At 71.5% G+C, this 17279-nt stretch carries 13 protein-coding genes and 1 pseudogene; 5 read left to right on the top strand and 9 right to left on the bottom strand.

Annotation, left to right across the window (positions count from 1 at the left end):
- Positions 1-11: 11 nt before the first annotated feature.
- The 3 genes and pseudogenes from CLV43_RS17435 (at position 12) to CLV43_RS17425 (ending at position 3338) form a co-directional block, all read left to right on the top strand.
- Positions 12-1283 carry an aspartate aminotransferase family protein gene (locus CLV43_RS17435; protein ID WP_245886560.1) on the top strand — a complete coding sequence of 424 codons (1272 nt, stop codon included), beginning with the start codon at positions 12-14 and terminating at the stop codon, positions 1281-1283.
- On the top strand, positions 1259-2233 hold the full coding sequence (locus CLV43_RS17430) for an alcohol dehydrogenase catalytic domain-containing protein (protein WP_106188197.1): 975 nt from the start codon (positions 1259-1261) through the stop codon (positions 2231-2233). Before CLV43_RS17435 ends, CLV43_RS17430 begins: the two co-directional genes overlap by 25 nt.
- Before the next feature lie 118 nt (positions 2234-2351).
- Positions 2352-3338, top strand: a pseudogene (locus tag CLV43_RS17425) (IS481 family transposase).
- A gap of 32 nt (positions 3339-3370) precedes the next feature.
- Here CLV43_RS17425 and CLV43_RS17420 read toward each other — a convergent pair.
- The 4 genes from CLV43_RS17420 to CLV43_RS17405 all read right to left on the bottom strand — a co-directional run bounded on the left by CLV43_RS17420 (position 3371) and on the right by CLV43_RS17405 (position 9544).
- Positions 3371-3997 carry an HAD family hydrolase gene (locus tag CLV43_RS17420; protein WP_170155873.1) on the bottom strand — a complete coding sequence of 209 codons (627 nt, stop codon included), beginning with the start codon at positions 3995-3997 and terminating at the stop codon, positions 3371-3373.
- Positions 3998-4099: 102 nt separating this feature from the next.
- A complete protein-coding gene (locus CLV43_RS17415) occupies positions 4100-7390 on the bottom strand; it encodes a GH92 family glycosyl hydrolase (RefSeq protein WP_106188195.1) in 3291 nt (1096 codons plus the stop codon).
- A gap of 58 nt (positions 7391-7448) precedes the next feature.
- Entirely contained in the window at positions 7449-8429 is a 981-nt protein-coding gene (locus tag CLV43_RS17410; RefSeq protein ID WP_106188194.1) for a pyridoxal-phosphate dependent enzyme, read from the bottom strand.
- A complete protein-coding gene (locus tag CLV43_RS17405) occupies positions 8426-9544 on the bottom strand; it encodes a M20/M25/M40 family metallo-hydrolase (protein WP_106188298.1) in 1119 nt (372 codons plus the stop codon). Before CLV43_RS17405 ends, CLV43_RS17410 begins: the two co-directional genes overlap by 4 nt.
- A 75-nt stretch (positions 9545-9619) precedes the next feature.
- On the opposite strand from CLV43_RS17405, the gene CLV43_RS17400 reads away from it, so the two are divergent.
- Together CLV43_RS17400 and CLV43_RS17395 are read left to right on the top strand one after the other, a co-directional pair.
- The gene (locus CLV43_RS17400; protein ID WP_170155872.1) at positions 9620-10510 is read left to right on the top strand and encodes a LysR family transcriptional regulator; all 891 of its coding nucleotides are present in this window, start codon (positions 9620-9622) and stop codon (positions 10508-10510) included.
- Positions 10507-11250: an acyltransferase gene (locus CLV43_RS17395; protein ID WP_106188192.1), complete on the top strand. Its 744-nt coding sequence runs from the start codon at positions 10507-10509 to the stop codon at positions 11248-11250. Before CLV43_RS17400 ends, CLV43_RS17395 begins: the two co-directional genes overlap by 4 nt.
- 277 nt (positions 11251-11527) lie before the next feature.
- Here CLV43_RS17395 and CLV43_RS17390 read toward each other — a convergent pair whose 3' ends face one another.
- The 5 genes from CLV43_RS17390 to CLV43_RS17370 all read right to left on the bottom strand — a co-directional run bounded on the left by CLV43_RS17390 (position 11528) and on the right by CLV43_RS17370 (position 17188).
- On the bottom strand, positions 11528-12718 hold the full coding sequence (locus CLV43_RS17390) for an ABC transporter ATP-binding protein (RefSeq protein WP_106188191.1): 1191 nt from the start codon (positions 12716-12718) through the stop codon (positions 11528-11530).
- A gap of 7 nt (positions 12719-12725) precedes the next feature.
- Positions 12726-14462 carry an ABC transporter permease gene (locus CLV43_RS17385; protein ID WP_106188190.1) on the bottom strand — a complete coding sequence of 579 codons (1737 nt, stop codon included), beginning with the start codon at positions 14460-14462 and terminating at the stop codon, positions 12726-12728.
- A gap of 13 nt (positions 14463-14475) precedes the next feature.
- A complete protein-coding gene (locus tag CLV43_RS17380) occupies positions 14476-15507 on the bottom strand; it encodes an ABC transporter substrate-binding protein (protein ID WP_106188189.1) in 1032 nt (343 codons plus the stop codon).
- 128 nt (positions 15508-15635) lie between these two features.
- Complete coding sequence (locus CLV43_RS17375) at positions 15636-16316, bottom strand: response regulator transcription factor (RefSeq protein WP_106188188.1); 681 nt, start codon at positions 16314-16316, stop codon at positions 15636-15638.
- The gene (locus tag CLV43_RS17370) at positions 16313-17188 is read right to left on the bottom strand and encodes a sensor histidine kinase (RefSeq protein WP_146174788.1); all 876 of its coding nucleotides are present in this window, start codon (positions 17186-17188) and stop codon (positions 16313-16315) included. Before CLV43_RS17370 ends, CLV43_RS17375 begins: the two co-directional genes overlap by 4 nt.
- Positions 17189-17279 lie beyond the last annotated feature (91 nt).

The following is a 17279-nucleotide window of genomic DNA, read 5'->3' as shown; positions in this document are numbered from 1 at the left end:
CGGTCACCGGGGTGGACCCGAAGGACGACGCCTACTACGAGCTGGGCGACGTGCGGCTGGTGCGCGGCGAGGGCGTGCGGATGTGGGACTCCGACGGCCGCGAGTACCTGGACTGCGTGTCCGGCACGTTCAACCTGGTGCTGGGGCACAACCACCCGGCCGTCGTGGCGGCGCTCAAGGGCCAGGTCGACGACCTGGTGTTCGCCAGCTCGTCGTTCCAGACCGACCCGACGAACCGGGTGATGCGCCAGCTCGTCGAGCTGACGCCGCCCAACCTGACCAGGGTCAACCTGCGCAGCTCCGGCGGGTCGACGGCGAACGAGGGCGCGATCAAGATCGCCCAGTGGCACACCGGCCGCCGCGACGTGATCGTGCCGTTCCGCGGTCACGTCGGCCAGACCGTTGCCGCCGCGGGGTGGAACGGCTCGGCGCGGATCCGGGCACCGTTCCAGCAGCACATGCCGGGCGCGCTGCACGTGCCCGACCCCTACTGCCACCGGTGCTTCTACAAGCAGGAGCCGGACAGCTGCGGGAAGCTGTGCGTGGACCGGATCGACGACTTCATCACCTACGCCTCCACCGGCAGCGTGGCCGCGATGATCATCGAGCCGATCAGCGGGGTAGGCGGGAACGTGGTGCCGCCGCCGGGTTACCTCCAGCGGCTCAAGGAGTTCTGCGTCGAGCGGGAGATCGTGCTGATCTTCGACGAGAACCAGACGGGCCTGGGCCGCACCGGGTCGCTGTTCGCGGCCGACCACTTCGGGGTGGCGCCGAACATGATCACGGTGTCGAAGGGGCTGACCGGGAGCGGGCTGCCGCTGGCGGCGATCATCACCGAGGAGGAGCTCGTCGGGATGCCGCGCAACCTGCACGGGTTCACCTACGGCAGCCACACGCTGTCGGCCGCCGCGGCCGTGGTGACCCTGGACATCGTGAAGCGGCCGGAGTTCCTGGCGAACGTCCGCGCGACCGGGAAGGTGATCCTCGACCGGTTGACGGCGCTGAAGGAGCGGTTCGACTTCCTGGACGACGTGCGCGGGGTCGGGCTGATGCTCGGGGTCGAGCTGGCCGAGCCCGACGGGTCCAAGTCGCCGCGGCTGGCGACGGCGTTGAGCAAGGCGCTGGGGGACCTGGGGGTGATCACGCGGGTGTCGGAGCACGGGCTCGGCAACGTGATCGAGCTGCGGCCGCCGCTGATCCTCACCCCGGCCGACGCCCACCTGATCGCCGACCGCTTCGCCGAGGCCGTGGAGACCGTGTGGACCAGCTCGCCGTCGCGCTGACCGGGGACGGGCCGCGGCTGACCCGAGAGCCGTTGGCGCACGACGGGATGCCCGGCGTGCTGGTGCGCACCGAGCTGATGGGCGTGTGCCGGTCGGACCTGAAGGAGATCACCGGGGTGCGCGGCGGGCCCAGCCAGTTCGGGCACGAGCTGGTGGGGGTGGTCGAGGACGGGGTGCTGCCGGTCGGCACGCGGGTGTGCCTGGACCCGAACGTGCCGGTGCGCAGGGGGTCGGGGTTCGCCCGGCGGCTCTGGGTGTCCGGGGCGGCGGCGGACCTGGCGCGGGCGCTGCCGGTCGCGCCGGACGGGGTGGGCGCGCGGACGCTGGTGTTCGCGGAGCCCGCCGCCTGCGCGGCGCACTGCGTGGCGATGGCCGAACGGCACCTGGGCACGCCGCCGCGAACGGTGACAGTGCTCGGCGCGGGTGTGGCCGGGGTGCTGATCGCCGGGTTGGCCGAGCTCGGCGGCGCCGGGGTGGCGCTGCACAACCGCGGCCGCGACCGGCTGGACTTCCTGGTCTCGCGCGGTGTGCTGCCCGGCGTCGTGGGTCGTGGGGTGCCGCCGGACAGCCAGGACGTCGTGGTCGTCGCGACCAGCTTCGTGTTCCCCGACCTGCTCCGCGACGCGCTGCGGCTGGTGCGGCCGGGCGGGGTCGTGATGCTCTACGGCGGCACCAAGACCGGCGACCGCCTGCCCGAGCTGGACTGCGACCTGGACACCGTGCGGCGCAAGGAGTCCGCCTGGATGGCGGGCTGGCACGGGAAGCCGGTCGTGGTCGGCGGCAGCTACGGCACCGGCCCCGCCGACTTCCCGCGCGCCATGCGGGCACTGGCCGACGGACTGGCGGTGGAGCCGCTGGTGTCCGGCGAGGTGGCGCTCGCCGACCTGCCCGCGGAACTGGACCGGCTCACCACCGACCGCGTGCTCGGCAAGGTCCTGGTGACGCCCTAGGTGTACTGACCACAGAGGTTAGGAACGGGGCGACACGAGATCGAATGATCTTGGAATAGGTGAGGACCTCCGGGTTCGGTGTGGATTGCGACGTCTGCACCGACCGACGGAGGCGCTCGTGACCCACGCTAACGCACCACTGACCCCGCTGGGCAGGCTCCGCCTGGCACGGTGTGTCGTGCACGAGCACTGGCCATTGCGGCGGGCCGCGGAACGGTTCCAGGTCTCGGTGAGCACAACGAAACGGTGGGCCGACCGCTACCGGGACCAGGGCGAGTCCGGCATGGGCGACCGATCATCGCGTCCACACACCAGTCCGGGCCGCACCCCGATCCGGATCGAACGGCGGATCATCAAGGTCCGCCTGGCACGGCGGTGGGGCCCGGCCCGGATCGCGTTCCTGCTGCGACTGGCGCCCTCCACGGTGCACCGGGTACTGATCCGGTTCGGCCTGGCCCGACCGGCCCACCTCGACCGGGCCACCGCGCAGCCGGTGCGTCGCTACGAACGAGCCAGGCGAGCTGGTACACGTCGACATCAAGAAACTCGGCAACATCCCCGACGGCGGCGGGCACCGGGTCACCAGCCGCCAGGCGGGGCAGCGCCACCGCACCCGCACGTCGGGTAGAAACTCGACGCCAACGGCAACAGCCATGTCGGCTACAGCTACCTGCACAACGCCGTGGACGACCACTCCCGGCTCGCCTACAACGAAATCCTGCCCGACGAGAAGAAGGAGACCGCGGTCGCGTTCCGGCGGCGGGCCCAGGTGTTCTTCACCGCCACAGGCATCACCGTCGAGCGAGTGCTCACCGACAACGGCTCGTGCTACAAGTCCCTGCTCTGGCGAGACATGCTGGTCACCGCCGGGATCGCCCACAAACGCACCCGCCCCTACCGACCACAGACCAACGGCAAGGTGGAGCGGTTCAACCGCACCCTGCTCGACGAGTGGGCCTATGCCTACCCCTATCGATCCGAAACCGAACGACGAGCAGCGTTCCCACGATGGTTGCACACCTACAATCACCACCGCGGCCACACCGCACTCGCAGGCCACCCACCCGCCAGCCGCGTTCCCAACCTTTTAGGTCAATACACCTAGGGCGTGTACCGAACGAGACTTCGATACAGGCCCTAGGCGAGGCGCAGCACCGCGTCCAGGCCGCGGTCGCGGTCGGCGGAGCGCTCGGTGGGGAGCAGGTACACCGGCATGCCGACCCGCACGGCCGCGCCGTCCTTGAGCGGGTCGTCGCCGACGTAGAGCACCGAGGCCGGTGGCAGGCCGAGCTTGTCGCAGGCGAGGGTGAACAGGGCGGGGTCGGGTTTCTCCAGGCCGTGCTCGCAGGACAGGACGACGGTGTCGAGCAGGTCGAGCACGCCCGCGTCGGCCAGCGCGGGGCGGATGTCCCAGCCGATGTTGCTGACGACGCCGACCCGCGTGCCGCGGTCGTGCAGGGCGGTGACCACCCGTGCGGTGTCGGGGTAGGGCCGCCAGGCGGACGGGTCGGTGAGGGCGTGGTAGATGGCGTCCACGACGGTGCCGCTGTAGGTGCCGGACTCGGCGATGAGGGCGGTCCAGACGGCGCGGTGCCGCTCGCGCGAGACGTCGCAACCCTGGCGGGCGGCGATGCCCTCGGGGGAGTCGACGTGGGCGAGGACACCGGTGATGACCTCGTCGCCGACGGCGGCGCGGGCCGGGTCGAGGACGGACCTGTCGTCGAACAGGGTGCCGGAGAAGTCGAACAGGACTCCGCTGAACACGGTGGTGGCCTCCACTCGGTTTGTCCGGTGGGCTGCCCCGGAACCGGGGTGCGCCAAACCGGTGGGTGGGGGCGGGATCCGCCCCCACCCACCGGAACCGGCTTACGCGGTGGCGATCGCGAACACGTGCAGACCCTCGTTGGTCGGCAGCTGCACGCTCTTGAGCACCTTGCCCTCGGGTGCGGTGAACGTCTTCGTGGCGAAGATGTTGGTCACCACCTGCTCGTTGCCGCCGCCGAGGAGGTTGCGGTACGGCGTCTTGGCCACGACCACGTTGCCGTAGGACGGGTTCTGGCCGCCGCCGCCCAGGGTCCAGTCGCTGAACCCGAGGTCGACGGTGCCGGTCGTGCCGTCGGTGTAGGTCACCGTGGCCGCCGCGGTGCGACCGCCGTCGGCCGCGGCACCGATGAACGACAGCTTCGTGCCGGTCACGTCGACGCTCTGGCCGTTGGTGACGACGTTGTCCGCCCGGTCGTTCGGCGAGTTCGGCCAGGTGAACGTGAGCCCGTCCACCGTGCCGGTCGCGCCGGAGCTCAGCCCGGCCGCGGCCAGCGCCTGCCGCGAGTAGCTGTAGCCGCCGCCGTCGAAGTCGGCGACCTCGGAGCCCGCGTCGTCGGAGGCGCCGATGTTGTTGACCGCGGCCAGCATGCTGCCCGGCGGAGCGACCTTCACGGTGAGCGGCAGCACCACCGGCTGGGCACCGGCGACGGTGACCGTGACCGTGGCGGAGTAGAAGCCCTGCGGCGCGTCGGGTGTGGTGCTGATGGCGAACCGCGCGCCGGTGTCGTCGATCGGCACCGTGCCGGTCGCCGGGGTGAAGACCAGCGCGGAGTCACCGGTGGCGGTGTAGGTCACGGCGGGGTCGCCGTCGTAGAGCCGCTTCGCCTGCACGGCGGCCGTGACCGACCCGCCGGGCGCCAGCGTGGGGCTGGTCGGCGACACGGTGAGGTAGAACGGCTGGTCGTGCTTGATCGGCTGCTCGCCGTCGCGGAACGACGGGGGCGCGTCGGCCGGGTTCGAGCCCCACGAGGTGTTCGCGGTGGTGCCCAGCACGTAGTCGAGCTTGCCGCCCTTCTCCACGAACGACGTCGGCAGCCACGGCTTGGTGGACGCCTTGCCGTTCACCTTGAGCGACTGCACGTACGGCGCGTCGGCCGCGGCCTTCGGCGCGGTGATGGTGATGTCCTTGCCGTCCGGGCGGTCGACCTTGATCTTCGGGAACAGCGGGCTGCCCAGCACGAGCTCGGCGCGCGAGGACACCTGCGGGTACATGCCCATCGCGGCGAACACGTACCAGGACGACATGGCGCCGAGGTCGTCGTTGCCGGGAATGCCGCCGGTCTTGTCGCCCCACATGGTGTTGAGCACCTGGCGGATCGTCTGCTGCGCCTTGTGCGGCTGGCCCGCGTAGTCGTAGAGCCACGGCGAGTTGATCGACGGCTCGTTGTCCAGCGCGGCCTTGTCGCCACCGGCGCCGCTCAGCGCCCAGCTGCCGTCGGCCTTGTGGAAGAAGTCGTCCAACCGCTTGGTGAACCGGTCCTTGCCGCCCATCGACTCGACCAGGCCCGCCACGTTGTGCGGCACCATCCAGCTGTACTGCGCGCTGGTGCCCTCGACGAACCCGTTCTCCGTGCCGGGCACGAAGTCCTTGACCCAGGTGCCGTCGGCGTTGCGGTTGCGGACGTACCCGCCGCTGCTGTGCGCGACCGGGTCGAAGTTGTTCTGCCACCACTGCGAGCGCTCGGCGAACACCTTCGCGGTCGCCGGGTCCTTCACGTCCTTCGCCAGCTCCGACAGCGCGAAGTCCGCGGTGGACATCTCCAGGGTCTCCGCCGCGCCGCCCCAGGCGTTCGAGACCGACGGCATGTAGTGCAGCTGAAGGTACTTGTCCAGCGACGGGCGCTGGCCGACCGACATGACGGCCCAGCCGTCCTTGCTCAGGTCCTGCTCGGTCGGCACCGTCGCCGCCCGCACCAACGACTTGAGCGCGGCCTTGACGTCGAAGTCCCTGCCGCCGAAGGCGTAGATGCCCGCGAGCGCGGGTGCGGACGGGTCGCCGTTCATCACGTGCGTGCCGCCGGAGTTGTGCGTCCACCGGTCCCAGACGCCGCCGTTCTGGTCGGCCTGGTTCAGCAGCGACTGCGCGATGTCCGACCCGGTCTCCGGTTCCAGCAGGGTGAGGAGCTGGAGCTGCGAGCGGTAGACGTCCCAGCCGGAAAAGGTGCCGTACTGGACCTTCTGCTTCCTGGTCACCTTGTGGGGCTTGCCGTCCATGCCCCAGTACTCGCCGTTGACGTCGCTGAACGCGTTCGGGTGCAGCAGCGCGTGGTAGAGCGCGGTGTAGAACGTGGTCCGCTGCTCGGGGGTGCCGCCGCCCACCTCGATCTTCCCCAGCTGCTTCGACCACGCCTTGACGGCGTTGTCGCGGGTCTTCTCGAACGTCGCCTTCGGCGGGTTCTCCTCCTTGAGGTTCGCCTTGGCGTTGTCCAGGCTCACGTAGGAGATGCCGACCTTGACGTTGGTGGTGCTGGCCGCGGCGGTGTCGAACCCGATGTAGGCGCCCGATCCCTTGCCGACCACCGGCCACCCGGAGGTGCCGTAGGTCGTGGCACCGGTCGACGTCGTCGAGCCCGGCGTGACGACACCGTCCTGCCAGGTTCCCACCTCCTTGAACGGCTGGTCGAACTGCGCCACGAAGTGCAGCGTGTAGTAGCTGCGCCTACCGACCTGGTTGATGTAGCCGCAGAAGTTGCCGCTGGTGACCGAGCCGGTGACGGTGCGGGTCGCCGCGTCCACGGTCACGTCCGACGCGGTGCTGCCGGTCTCGGAGTTGGCCGTGCGGATCAGCATCGTGCCGGGCTTGTCGGCGGGGAAGGTGAACCGGCCGGAGCCCGTGCGGGTCGTCGCGGTCAGCTCGGCGGTCGCGCCCGAGTCCAGGCCGACCTTGTAGCTGCCCGCCTTGGCGACCTCGTTGTCGTGCTTGAAGGTGCTGGCGTAGACCGCGTCCGTGCCGTCGGCGGCGGGGGAGGTCGTCACGGTGCCGACGTGCGGGAAGAAGGGGATGTCACCGGAGCCACCGGCGCAGCCGGTACCGGACATGTGGGTCAGGCTGAACCCGCGGACCTTGTTCACGTCGTAGTGGTAGCCGCCGGGCGCCGCGGTGCGGGTCGCGTTGCCCTTGGAGAGCTCGGGGCTCCAGGCCAGCATGCCGAACGGCGCGACCGCGCCGGGGTAGGTGTTGCCCAGGTTCGTCGTACCGATCAGGGGGTTGACGAGGGACGCGGGATCTTCGGCCATGGCCTCGGGGTCGGCGAGCGCGGCCGGAGCCGAGCAGACGCCGGTCACCAGCGCGACTGCGGCCAAAACGGTGGTCAGGACACCTCTTCGCTGCATGGTGGCGGACCATACCCACGGTCACCGGCCAACTCCAGACGGTGAAGAATTCTTGTCGTCAAGCGGACAAGGCTTCCGCGTAGGCGTCCGGATCGGAGGCTCCCTCCGTGGCCACGCAGAGCACCGAACGGCCCGGTTCGCCGTCCTCCCGCCACGCCGCGAGCGTCGCCGCACCGCAGTCCCCGATGGTCAGTCCACCGCGCGCCAGGTCGCGCATCGCTTGTGCCGCTTGGACATCCGTGACGGTGATCGTCCCGGACAGCCCGTGCAGCAGGGTCGGCCACGCGACCGCGGACGGTGACGCGCAGTCCATTCCGGCCATCGAGGTGCCCGGCGTGTCCACCGCGGCCATCCGGCCTACGACGATCGACGCGGTCACGCACGCGGCGGTGGCGGGCTCGACCGCGATCACCGCCGTGCCGGGCCGTTCGTGCACGGCCCAGCGGACCGCAGCGGCGGCCAGCGACCCGACCCCGGTGGGCACCAGCACCACGTCGGTCGGCACCTCGATCTCGCGGAACAGGGTCGAGTACCCGTCGATCACCCACTCCGGCGGACCCCCGGTCGGCGTCAGGGCGGTGTCCGCCACGAGCGCCGCCCCCGGACGGCCCGCGTCCCGCTCGGCCAGCGCGACGGCGGCGTTGTAGTCGCCGTCCACCCGCACCACGTCGGCGCCCTCGCCCTCGATCAGGGCGGCCCGGCCCGCGCTCGTCACGGCGGGCAGGTAGATGCGGCACCCGAGCCCGCGCTGCGCCGCCACGCGGGCGACCGCCCGGCCGTGGTTGCCCGCGCTGGCCGCGACCAGCACGCGCGTCCCCGGCCGGGCGCGCACGGTCCGCTCGATCGCCCAGGAGGCGCCGAGGATCTTGAACGCGGGCAGCCCGAACCGGTCCGACTCGTCCTTCACGAGCAGCCCCTCTACCGAGCGGACCGGGGACGGCCGGTAGCCGGGCAGGCTCCGGTGGAACTCCTGCACCTCGGCGCCCGCCGGTGGCGGCACGGCGTCGGGCCGGTAGTGCGGGTTGGCGGTGAACGTCATCGGCAGAAGCCCTTCGCGGTGGCGACGAGCGCGCGGGCGCACTCGACCGTCCCTTCGAGACCGACCCACTCGACCTCGGCGTGCGCGCCGTCACCGGGAGGTCCGAAGAGGACGGTCGGGATGCCCGCCGCCGAGATGAACGCCGAGTCGGCCCAGTAGGACGCGCCCGCCAGCTCGACCGGCCTGCCGAGCGCCCCGGTGGCCGCGGCCACGACCTCGCCGACGAACGCGTGGTCCTCGGCGGTCTCGAACGGGTCCCGCGCCAGCGTCGTGCGGCTGGTGGCGCGCACGTCGCACGACGCCAGCAGCTCGGCGACGTCGCGCTCGACGTCCGCCGCGGTCTCGCCGGGCAGCGTCCGGCGTTCGACCGTCAGCACGCACAGGTCGGGCACGGTGGACTCCTCCCGGCCGCCGGTGATCAGCGACGCGTGCAGTGTGCCCGGTCCGAGCCTCGGGTGCTCGCGTCCGCGCAGCTCCTCGTTGAGCCGCTCCAGCGCCACGAGCACCGGTCCGGTCCTCAAGATCGCGTCCTCGCCGAGGTGCGGCCGCGACCCGTGCGCCGCCTTGCCGACCACCCGGATCTCGGTCCACACGAAGCCCTTGTGCGCGGTGACGACGGTCAGCTCGGTCGGTTCGCACACGATCGCCGCGTCGGCGGTGACGTGCCGCAGCACCTCCTGCACACCGGTGCTGGAGTGCTCCTCGTCGGCCACCGCGGCCACCACGACCTCGCCGCCGATGCCCGCGCGGTCGGCCTCGCGGCACGCGACCAGCGCCGCGGCCAGCCCGGCCTTCATGTCGTAGGCCCCGCGCGCGTAGAGCCGGTCGCCGTCGACCCGCGCCGTGAGCGGGTCGGTCATGCCGCCCACGCCCACCGTGTCGAGGTGCCCGCACAGCAGCAGCGTCCGGCCGGTGCCGGTCCGGTTCGACCGCACGACGACGCTGGGCCGCCCCGGCGTCTCCTCCACGACCTCGGCCCGCAGCCCCGCCGCCAGCGCCCAGCCCGCGACGAACTCCGCGATCTCCACCTCGCCCGCGGCGCCCGCGACCAGCGACGGGTTCACCGAGTCGATCTCCACCAGCCGGGTCAGCAGGTCCACGACGTCTCGCTCCATGCCCTCGATCCTGTTGGTCACCGCCGGTAAGCACAAGCGATGGCTCCTTCACCTTCGGTAAGCGATGCTTATCCGGTGGATCCCCGTCTGCTCGCCACCCTGGAGGCGGTCGTGCGCACCGGCTCGTTCGCCACTGCGGCCGCTGAGCTGGGGTACAGCCCGCCCGCCGTGTCCCAGCAGATCGCCGACCTCGAACGCCGGGTCGGGCTGCGGGTGCTCGAACGCCGCCCGGTGCGCCCGACGCAGGCCGGTCAGGTGCTGCTCGACGCCGAGCTGCGGCTGCGCGCCGTGCTCGCCACCGCGTCCGCCGAGCTGGACGCCGTCCGCGACGGCAGCACCGGCCACGTCCGGCTGGGCGCGTTCGCCTCGGCCGCCGCCCACCTCGTGCCCGGTGCCCTGGCCAGGCTCGACGGTGTCGGGATCGTGCTGCGCCAGGTCGAGACAGACGCCGCCTACCTGGCGCTGGCCCGCGGCGAGCTGGACCTCGCGCTCACGTTCGACTACGAGCTCGACCCCGTCCCGCTGCCCGCGGGCCTGCGCCGCCTCCGCATCGCCCGCGAACCCGTCCTCGCCGTCCTGGCCGCCGACCACCCGCTGGCTTCCCGACCCGTGGTCGACCTCGCCGACCTGGCGGGCGACACCTGGGTCGCGGCTCCCCAGTCCTGCCTGCGCCTCGACCTGGTGCGCGAGCTCACCGCCGTCCGCCCCGAGCTGCGCTTCGAGGGCGACGACTTCCACACCGTCATCGGCCTCGTCGAGGCAGGCCTCTGCGTCGCCCTGCTGCCCCGCCTGTCACTTCGGCATTCCGCCGCCGCCGTGGTCGCCAGACCCCTCGCAGGCACCCCGCTCACCCGCGACGTCCACGCCACCCGCCTCGACACCCGCCACACCCCGCAGGTCGTCCTGACACTCGAACGCCTGCTCGCTGAGCAGTCCGACCTCATCGACTACGGTCCTCTGCTGTGACCAGCATGTGGGGCTCGCCCATGGCCGCGAAGTGGACCCGCTCCCGCCGCGACCCCGAGCAGGCCAGGTTCCTGACCATGGCGTCGTTGCGCTGGATGCTCCGCCACCGCGCCTACACCCCGTGGTACCTCGTGCGCTACTGGCGCCTGCTGAAGTTCCGCCTCGCCAACCCGCACGTCGTCCTGCGCGGCATGGTGTTCCTCGGCAAGAAGGTCGACATCCACTGCCGCCCCGGCTACGGCCGCCTGGAGATCGGCCGCTGGGTCCACATCGGCGACGGCAACGCCATCCGCTGCCACGAGGGCTCCCTGCGAATCGGCGACAAGGCCGTCTTCGGCAAGGACAACACCGTCAACTGCTACCTCGACGTCGAAATCGGCGCCGCCACCCTCGTGGCGGACTGGGTCTACATCTGCGACTTCGACCACGTCACCTCGGACATCACCATCCCCATCAAGGACCAGGGAATCATCAAGTCCCCAGTCCGCATCGGCCCCGACACCTGGCTGGGCACCAAGGTCACCATCACCCGCGGCAGCCTGATCGGCCGCGGCTGCGTCATCGGCGCCCACGCAGTAGTCCGCGGCGAGGTACCGGACTACAAGATCGCCGTAGGCATCCCCGCCCGCGTCGTCCGCGACCGCCGCGACGACTACGAAGCAGACGCCGTCAAACGCGCCGCCGTCAAAGACATGGCCCGCAAAGCAAAAGAAGCCCTGGACAAAGCCCGCAACACATAACCACCGCCAGCCCGACACCCACCCACCCACCCACCCCGCCCAGTTGGGCGCAGCCCGCCAGCGCGCATCCGGCGCGGAGCGCCTGGGGCCTCGTCGGCGCCAGCCGATGCCCTGTCGGGCGCAGCCCGATGCCCCGTCCAACGGCGCAGCCGAGGATGCCTTGTCGGGCGCAGCCCGATGCCCTGTCGAGCGCAGCTCGATGTCTGGCGAAGCCAGATCCCCTCCCGCCCCCGATAAACAGCGCCCTCCTGCCTTGCCCCCATTTGTCAAGACAGCTTCACCGTCTTGACAAATGGGGGCAAGGCATTGAGACAATCGCGCACCGGGGGCCGGGCTCCGCCAGGGGTGGGGAGCACCAACAGGAAGCCAGGCATCCCCCACCCCCTCCCCCCCGAGGCAACAGATAAACCCGCGAAGCATCCACCTCCAACCCCACCTTCGTCCCCTCCTCCAACAACCCCCCGACATCCGGATCCCCCACCGACGCCAACACCGTCCCCTGATCCGTCTCCACCTCGTAGTCCACCCCCGCCCCCAGGTACACAGCACTCCTCACAACCCCGCACCCCTGCTCGAACACCGGCGAAACCACCACCGACTCCGGCCGCACCATGACCACCCCCGATGACCCCACCCCCGGATCGGCCGCGACCTCCACCTCCTTCCCGAACACCGACACCCCCCCCCTCCCACCCCTCACCACCACCCCCGACACAGGCAGAAAAGAAGCCCGTCCCACGAAGTTCCCCACGAACACCGACGCGGGCCGCGTGTACACCTCCGCGGGCGTCGCCACCTGCTCCACCCGCCCCGCGTTCATCACCACGATCCGGTCCGACAGGCTCATCGCCTCCGCCTGGTCGTGGGTCACGTAGAGGCTCGTGATCCCCATCCGCCGTTGCAGCAACCGGATCTCCCGCCGCATCTGCTCCCGGAACTTCGCGTCCAGGTTCGACAGCGGTTCGTCGAACAGCAGTACCGACGGCTGCACCACCATCGCCCGCGCCAGCGCCACCCGCTGCTGCTGCCCGCCTGAGAGCTGGTGCGGGAACCGTTCGCCGAGCCCGGTCAGGTTCATGCTGGTCAACGCGATCTCGACCGCTTCCTCCAGACGCGCCCGGCGCACCCGGTCGATCCGCAGCCCGTACGCGACGTTCTCGAACACCGACAGGTGGGGGAACAGCGCGTAGCTCTGGAACACCATCGCCATCGGCCGCTTGTTGGGCGGTAGTCGCAGCATGTCGGCGCCGTCCAGCGAGATTGTCCCGGACGTCGGGGTCTCGAAGCCCGCGACCATCCGCAGGGTCGTGGTCTTGCCGCACCCGGACGGTCCCAGCAGGGTGAGGAACTCGCCCGCTTCGACGTCCAGGCTGACGCCGTCGACGGCGGGGCGGGCGGCGGGGTCGGTGTTCTCGTACCGCTTGACGAGGTCGGTGAGCACGAGGTTGCCCACGTGGTGGTCGGCCATGGTCGGTCTACTCCTTCACAGCGCCGACGAGCGCGGGCTCGACAACGGGCATCTCGGCAGCGGGCAGGACGACCAGCGGCCGCACGGCCCGGTCGCGGACGGCCAGGCGCACCAGGCCGATCAGGGCCAGCACGATCGCCATCAGCACGCAGCAGTAGGCGAAGGCGTTGCCGAACCGGCCCGCGTCGACCTCCGCGAGGATCTGCGCGGCCATGATCTTGGTGTCCGGGGTCGTGAGGAACACGATCGGCGACAGGGTCGTCATCGAGCGGGCGATCGCGAACGTCAGCCCGGCCAGCAGCGCGGGTCTGATGAGCGGCAACGTGATCCGGCGGAACGTCGTCGAGTCGTCGGCGCCGAGGCTCGCCGACGCCTCGTCGATCGACGGGTGGATCTGGTGCAGCGACCCGACTCCGGCGCGGACGGCCGCGGGCGTGCCGCGGATCAGCAGCACGACCACGATCCCGACCGAGCCGCCGAGCACGGCCGCGCCACCGACCAGCGACGGGATGACCGTGACACCGCCGACCAGGTTCTCCGAGCGGAACGCGAGCACGAACCCGATCCCGAGCACGGTGCCGGGGACGGCGATCCCCAGCATCGCGACGAAGTCGAGCAGCGGTCCGACGCGCGGCAGCTTCCGCACGACCAGGTAGGCGATGAGCACCCCGAGCAGCCCGGCCAGCGGGGCGGCGACGACGGCCAGCACGGTGGTGTCGACCATCGCCTCCGACCCGATGCCGAAGAGCACGAAGTCGAAGTGCGCCAACGTGAACGTGTTGTTCACGCCCGGCACGGCGGTGACGGCGCCGTAGCCGATCGTCGCGTAGACCAGCACGATCAGCAGGGCCACGACGACCGCCAGGGCGTAGGCGGTCATCGCCACCGGACCCCGGTAGGTCTGCGGCCTGCCGGTGGGCTTCCCGGTGACGCTGAAGACCTTCCGCCGGTCGATCCAGTACCGCTGGAGCAGGAACACCAGCACGGCGGGGACCATCAGCGACAGCGAGAACACCGCCCCGGACGCCACGTCGTACTCGCCGGTGATCGCGATGTAGGCCCGCGACGACAGCACCGTGAAGTCGCCGCCGAGCACCAGCGGGTTGGCCAGGTCGGCGATGGCCTCGACGAACAGCAGCAGGAACCCGCTGGCCAGTCCGGGCAGCAGCATCGGCAGGGTCACGGTGAGGAACACCTTGGCGCGCCCGGCACCGAGGCTGGTCGCGGCCTCGTCCAGCGACGGGTCGAGCCTCCGCATCATGCCGACCAGGGTCAGGTAGACGACGGGGAAGAACGACAGGGCCAGCGCGATCGTCAGCCCGTCCAGGCCGTAGATGTCGTACGGCACCCCGAAAACGCCCTGGCTGATCACGCCGTTGCGTCCGAACAGCACCACCAGCGCGGTGGCCAGGGCGAACGGCGGGCTGACCACCGGCACGACGGCGACCACGTGCAGCACCCGCTTGAACGGCACGTCCAACCGGGTCTGCACGAACGCGAACAGGAACGCGAGCGCGGTGCCGACCGCGGCGACGCACAGGCCGAGCACGACCGTGTTGCCGACGACCTCCCGGTCGGCCGAGGAGCCGACGAGCGACTCCACGGCGGCCAAGCCCTCGGGCGAGAACGCGGTGAGCAGCACCTGCGACACCGGGAAGAGCAGGCCGACACCGAGCACGGCGGTGACGACGACGAGCGAGAGGGTGAGCGCCGGCTTCGAGCGGACGCGGTGGAGCACCGACATGTCCTGCTCCGTCCTAGTTGGCGGGTGCGGTGGCGACGCCGGACTCGAACTGCTCGATCAGGCCCTTCTTGGCCTTGCCCGCGGCGGCGATGTCGTAGTCGACGAGCCGCACCGCCATCGGGTCGAACGCCTGCGGCGCGGGCGTGGCGTCGGGTGAGGTCGGGCGCTGGTAGGACTTCACCGTCGGACCGATCTCCTGCGCCGTGGCGCTCGCCGCGTAGTCCACGTAGGCCTTGGCGGCGTCGAGGTTGCGGGCGCGGGCGAGGATCCCGACCGCGCCGACCTCGTACCCCGTGCCCTCCCTGGGGTAGGTGACCACGAGCGACGTCGAGCCCTCCTCCTGGTACTTCACGCAGTCGTGCGAGAACACGACACCGGTCGCGACCTCGCCGCGCCCGGCCATCTGCCCCGGCGCGCTGCCGCTCTTGCTGTACTGGAGGACGGACTTGCCGAAGTCCTGGAAGTAGCGCAGCCCGGCCGCCTCGCCGCCCTTGAGCTGGACCACCGTGTACAGCGCGGTGTAGGCGGTGCCCGACGTCGCCGGGTGCGCGATGGCGACCTGCTTCGCGAACCCCGGCGCCAGCAGGTCGTCCCACGACCTCGGGGGCTCCAGACCGGCCTTGGCGAGCACGTCGCGGTTGGAGCAGAAGCCGAGCGCGCCGATGTACACACCGGTCCAGTAGCCCGCCGGGTCGCGGTACCTCGCCGGGATCTTGCCGGTGGCCGAGGACGCGTAGGCCTGGAGCAGCCCCTGGTCCTTGGCGGCCTCGTAACCGTCGGCGGGACCGCCGTGCCACACGTCGAACTCGGGGTTGTCGCGCGACGCGCCGAACCGGGCGACCGCCTCGCCGCTGGAGAGCCGGACGTAGTCGGCCGGGATGCCGGTCTTCGCGGTGAACCCGGCGGTCATCTTCTGGCACCAGTCCTCGGCCGCGCCGCACGCGACGACGACCTCCTTTCGGGGACCGGCGGACTCCGGGGCGCGTTGGGAACAAGCTGTCGTGGTGAGCGCTAAAGCCGCGAGCACGGCCATCGTCCTGCGCATGGGACCCTCCCCTGTCGGGACCACCACCCCGCACGGCGTTGACGGGGCTGACCAGAACGGTAGGGACGACGGGAGGCCCGTGGCGTCACCGCGAGGTGATGGTTGGTAATGCCGGGATTACCGGGGCGTCAGGCCTTGAGCCGGTACCCGGCGCCGCGGACCGTCTCGACGTAGCGCGGGTGCGCGGTGTCGTCGTGCAGGCGTTGGCGCAGCCGGTAGATCGCCGCCTTGACCATCTCCCGGCCGCCGAGCCAGTCGTCGGCCTCCCACACCTCGGCCAGCAGCTTCCGCCACGACACCACCTCGCCCGGCCTGGTCACGAGCGCCATCAGCAGCCGCCACTCCCGGTCGGCCAGCGGCACCTCGCGGCCCGCCGCCACGACGACCCGCGTCACCGGGTCCACCACCAGGTCGCCCACCCGCAGCGGGCCGGTCGTGCGCGGCACCGCCCGGCGCAGCAGCGCGTTCACCCGCAGCGCCAGCACCCGCGGCTTGAACGGCTTCACGACGTAGTCGTCCGCCCCGGCCTCCAGGCCCTCGATGATCTCGCTGTCGTCGGAGCGCGCCGTCAGGATCAGCACCGGCAGCGAGCCGGCGGCCCGGATCTCCCGGCACAGCGACACCCCGTCCAGGCCGGGCAGCCCCACGTCCAGCACCGCCACGTCGACCCCGCCCGCCGCCCACACCTCGCGCGCCAGCAGGCCGTCGTGCACGATCCGCACCCGGAGCCCCTCCGACTCCAGGATGAACCCGACGAGGTCCGCCATCTGCGGTTCGTCCTCGGCGAGCAGCGCCAACGGGCCGGTCATGGGTTCCTCCGGTGCGGCAGCCGCAACATGATGGTGGTGCCGCGTCGCGGCGTCGTGTCGACCAGCAGCCTGCCGCCGTGCAGCAGCGCGATCTGCCGGGTCAGCACCAGTCCGAGCCCCGTCCCGTCGGCCAGCGGCGCCCCCGAGACGAACGGCCGGAACAGCTTCTCCCGCGCCTGCGGCGTCATGCCCGCGCCGTCGTCGGTGACGCTGATGACCGCCGAGTCGTCGTTGTCGATCACCCGCAGCACCACCATCCCGCCGTTCGCGGTGAACCGCATGGCGTTGGTGCTCAGGTTGACGATCGCGCGGGTCACCAGCCGCTCGTCCGCGGTGACCACCGGCGGCAGCCGCGGCAGGTCGACCGTGATCCGCTGGTCCCGCTGCTCGGCCAACGGCCGCAGCCCCCGCACCGCGTCGGCCACCAGCCGGTTCAGGTCCACCGGCGCCAACCGCGCCGCGAACATCCCGGCCTCGATCCGCGACTGCACCAGCAGGTCCTCGGCGATCGCGATGGTCTGGTCGGCCTGGTCGGAGATCGTGGTCAGGAACCGCCGCTGCCGCTCGTTGACCTCACCCGGCGTGCCCTGCAACAACAGGTCGGCCGCGACCTTCACCATCGCCAACGGCGTCCGCACGTCGTGGCTCACCGCCGCCACCAGGTCCGCCCGCGCCGCCGCCGTCCGCCGCGCCTCAGCCAGCTCCGCCCCCAACCCCGCGGCCCGCCGCTCAGCCGCCCGCACCGCCAACACCGCCACCCCTGCGGGCAGCACCACCGCCACCACCGCCCACAACGACCCCACCGACCAGGCGAGCACCGGCCCGGCCAGCGCGGCACCCGCCACCGCCCCCGACCACGCCCACTTGTGCACCGGGCAATCATGAACACCGACCACACCCCCGGACCACGTTTCCCCCGGAAGTGCACCCACCAAGCCGAGCCCCCGCCCGTGTGGAGCAACG

Source organism: Umezawaea tangerina (assembly GCF_003002815.1).
GTDB lineage: Bacteria > Actinomycetota > Actinomycetes > Mycobacteriales > Pseudonocardiaceae > Umezawaea > Umezawaea tangerina.
Note: the sequence above shows the minus strand (reverse complement) of the source record. Positions and strands in the feature narration are given on the sequence as shown.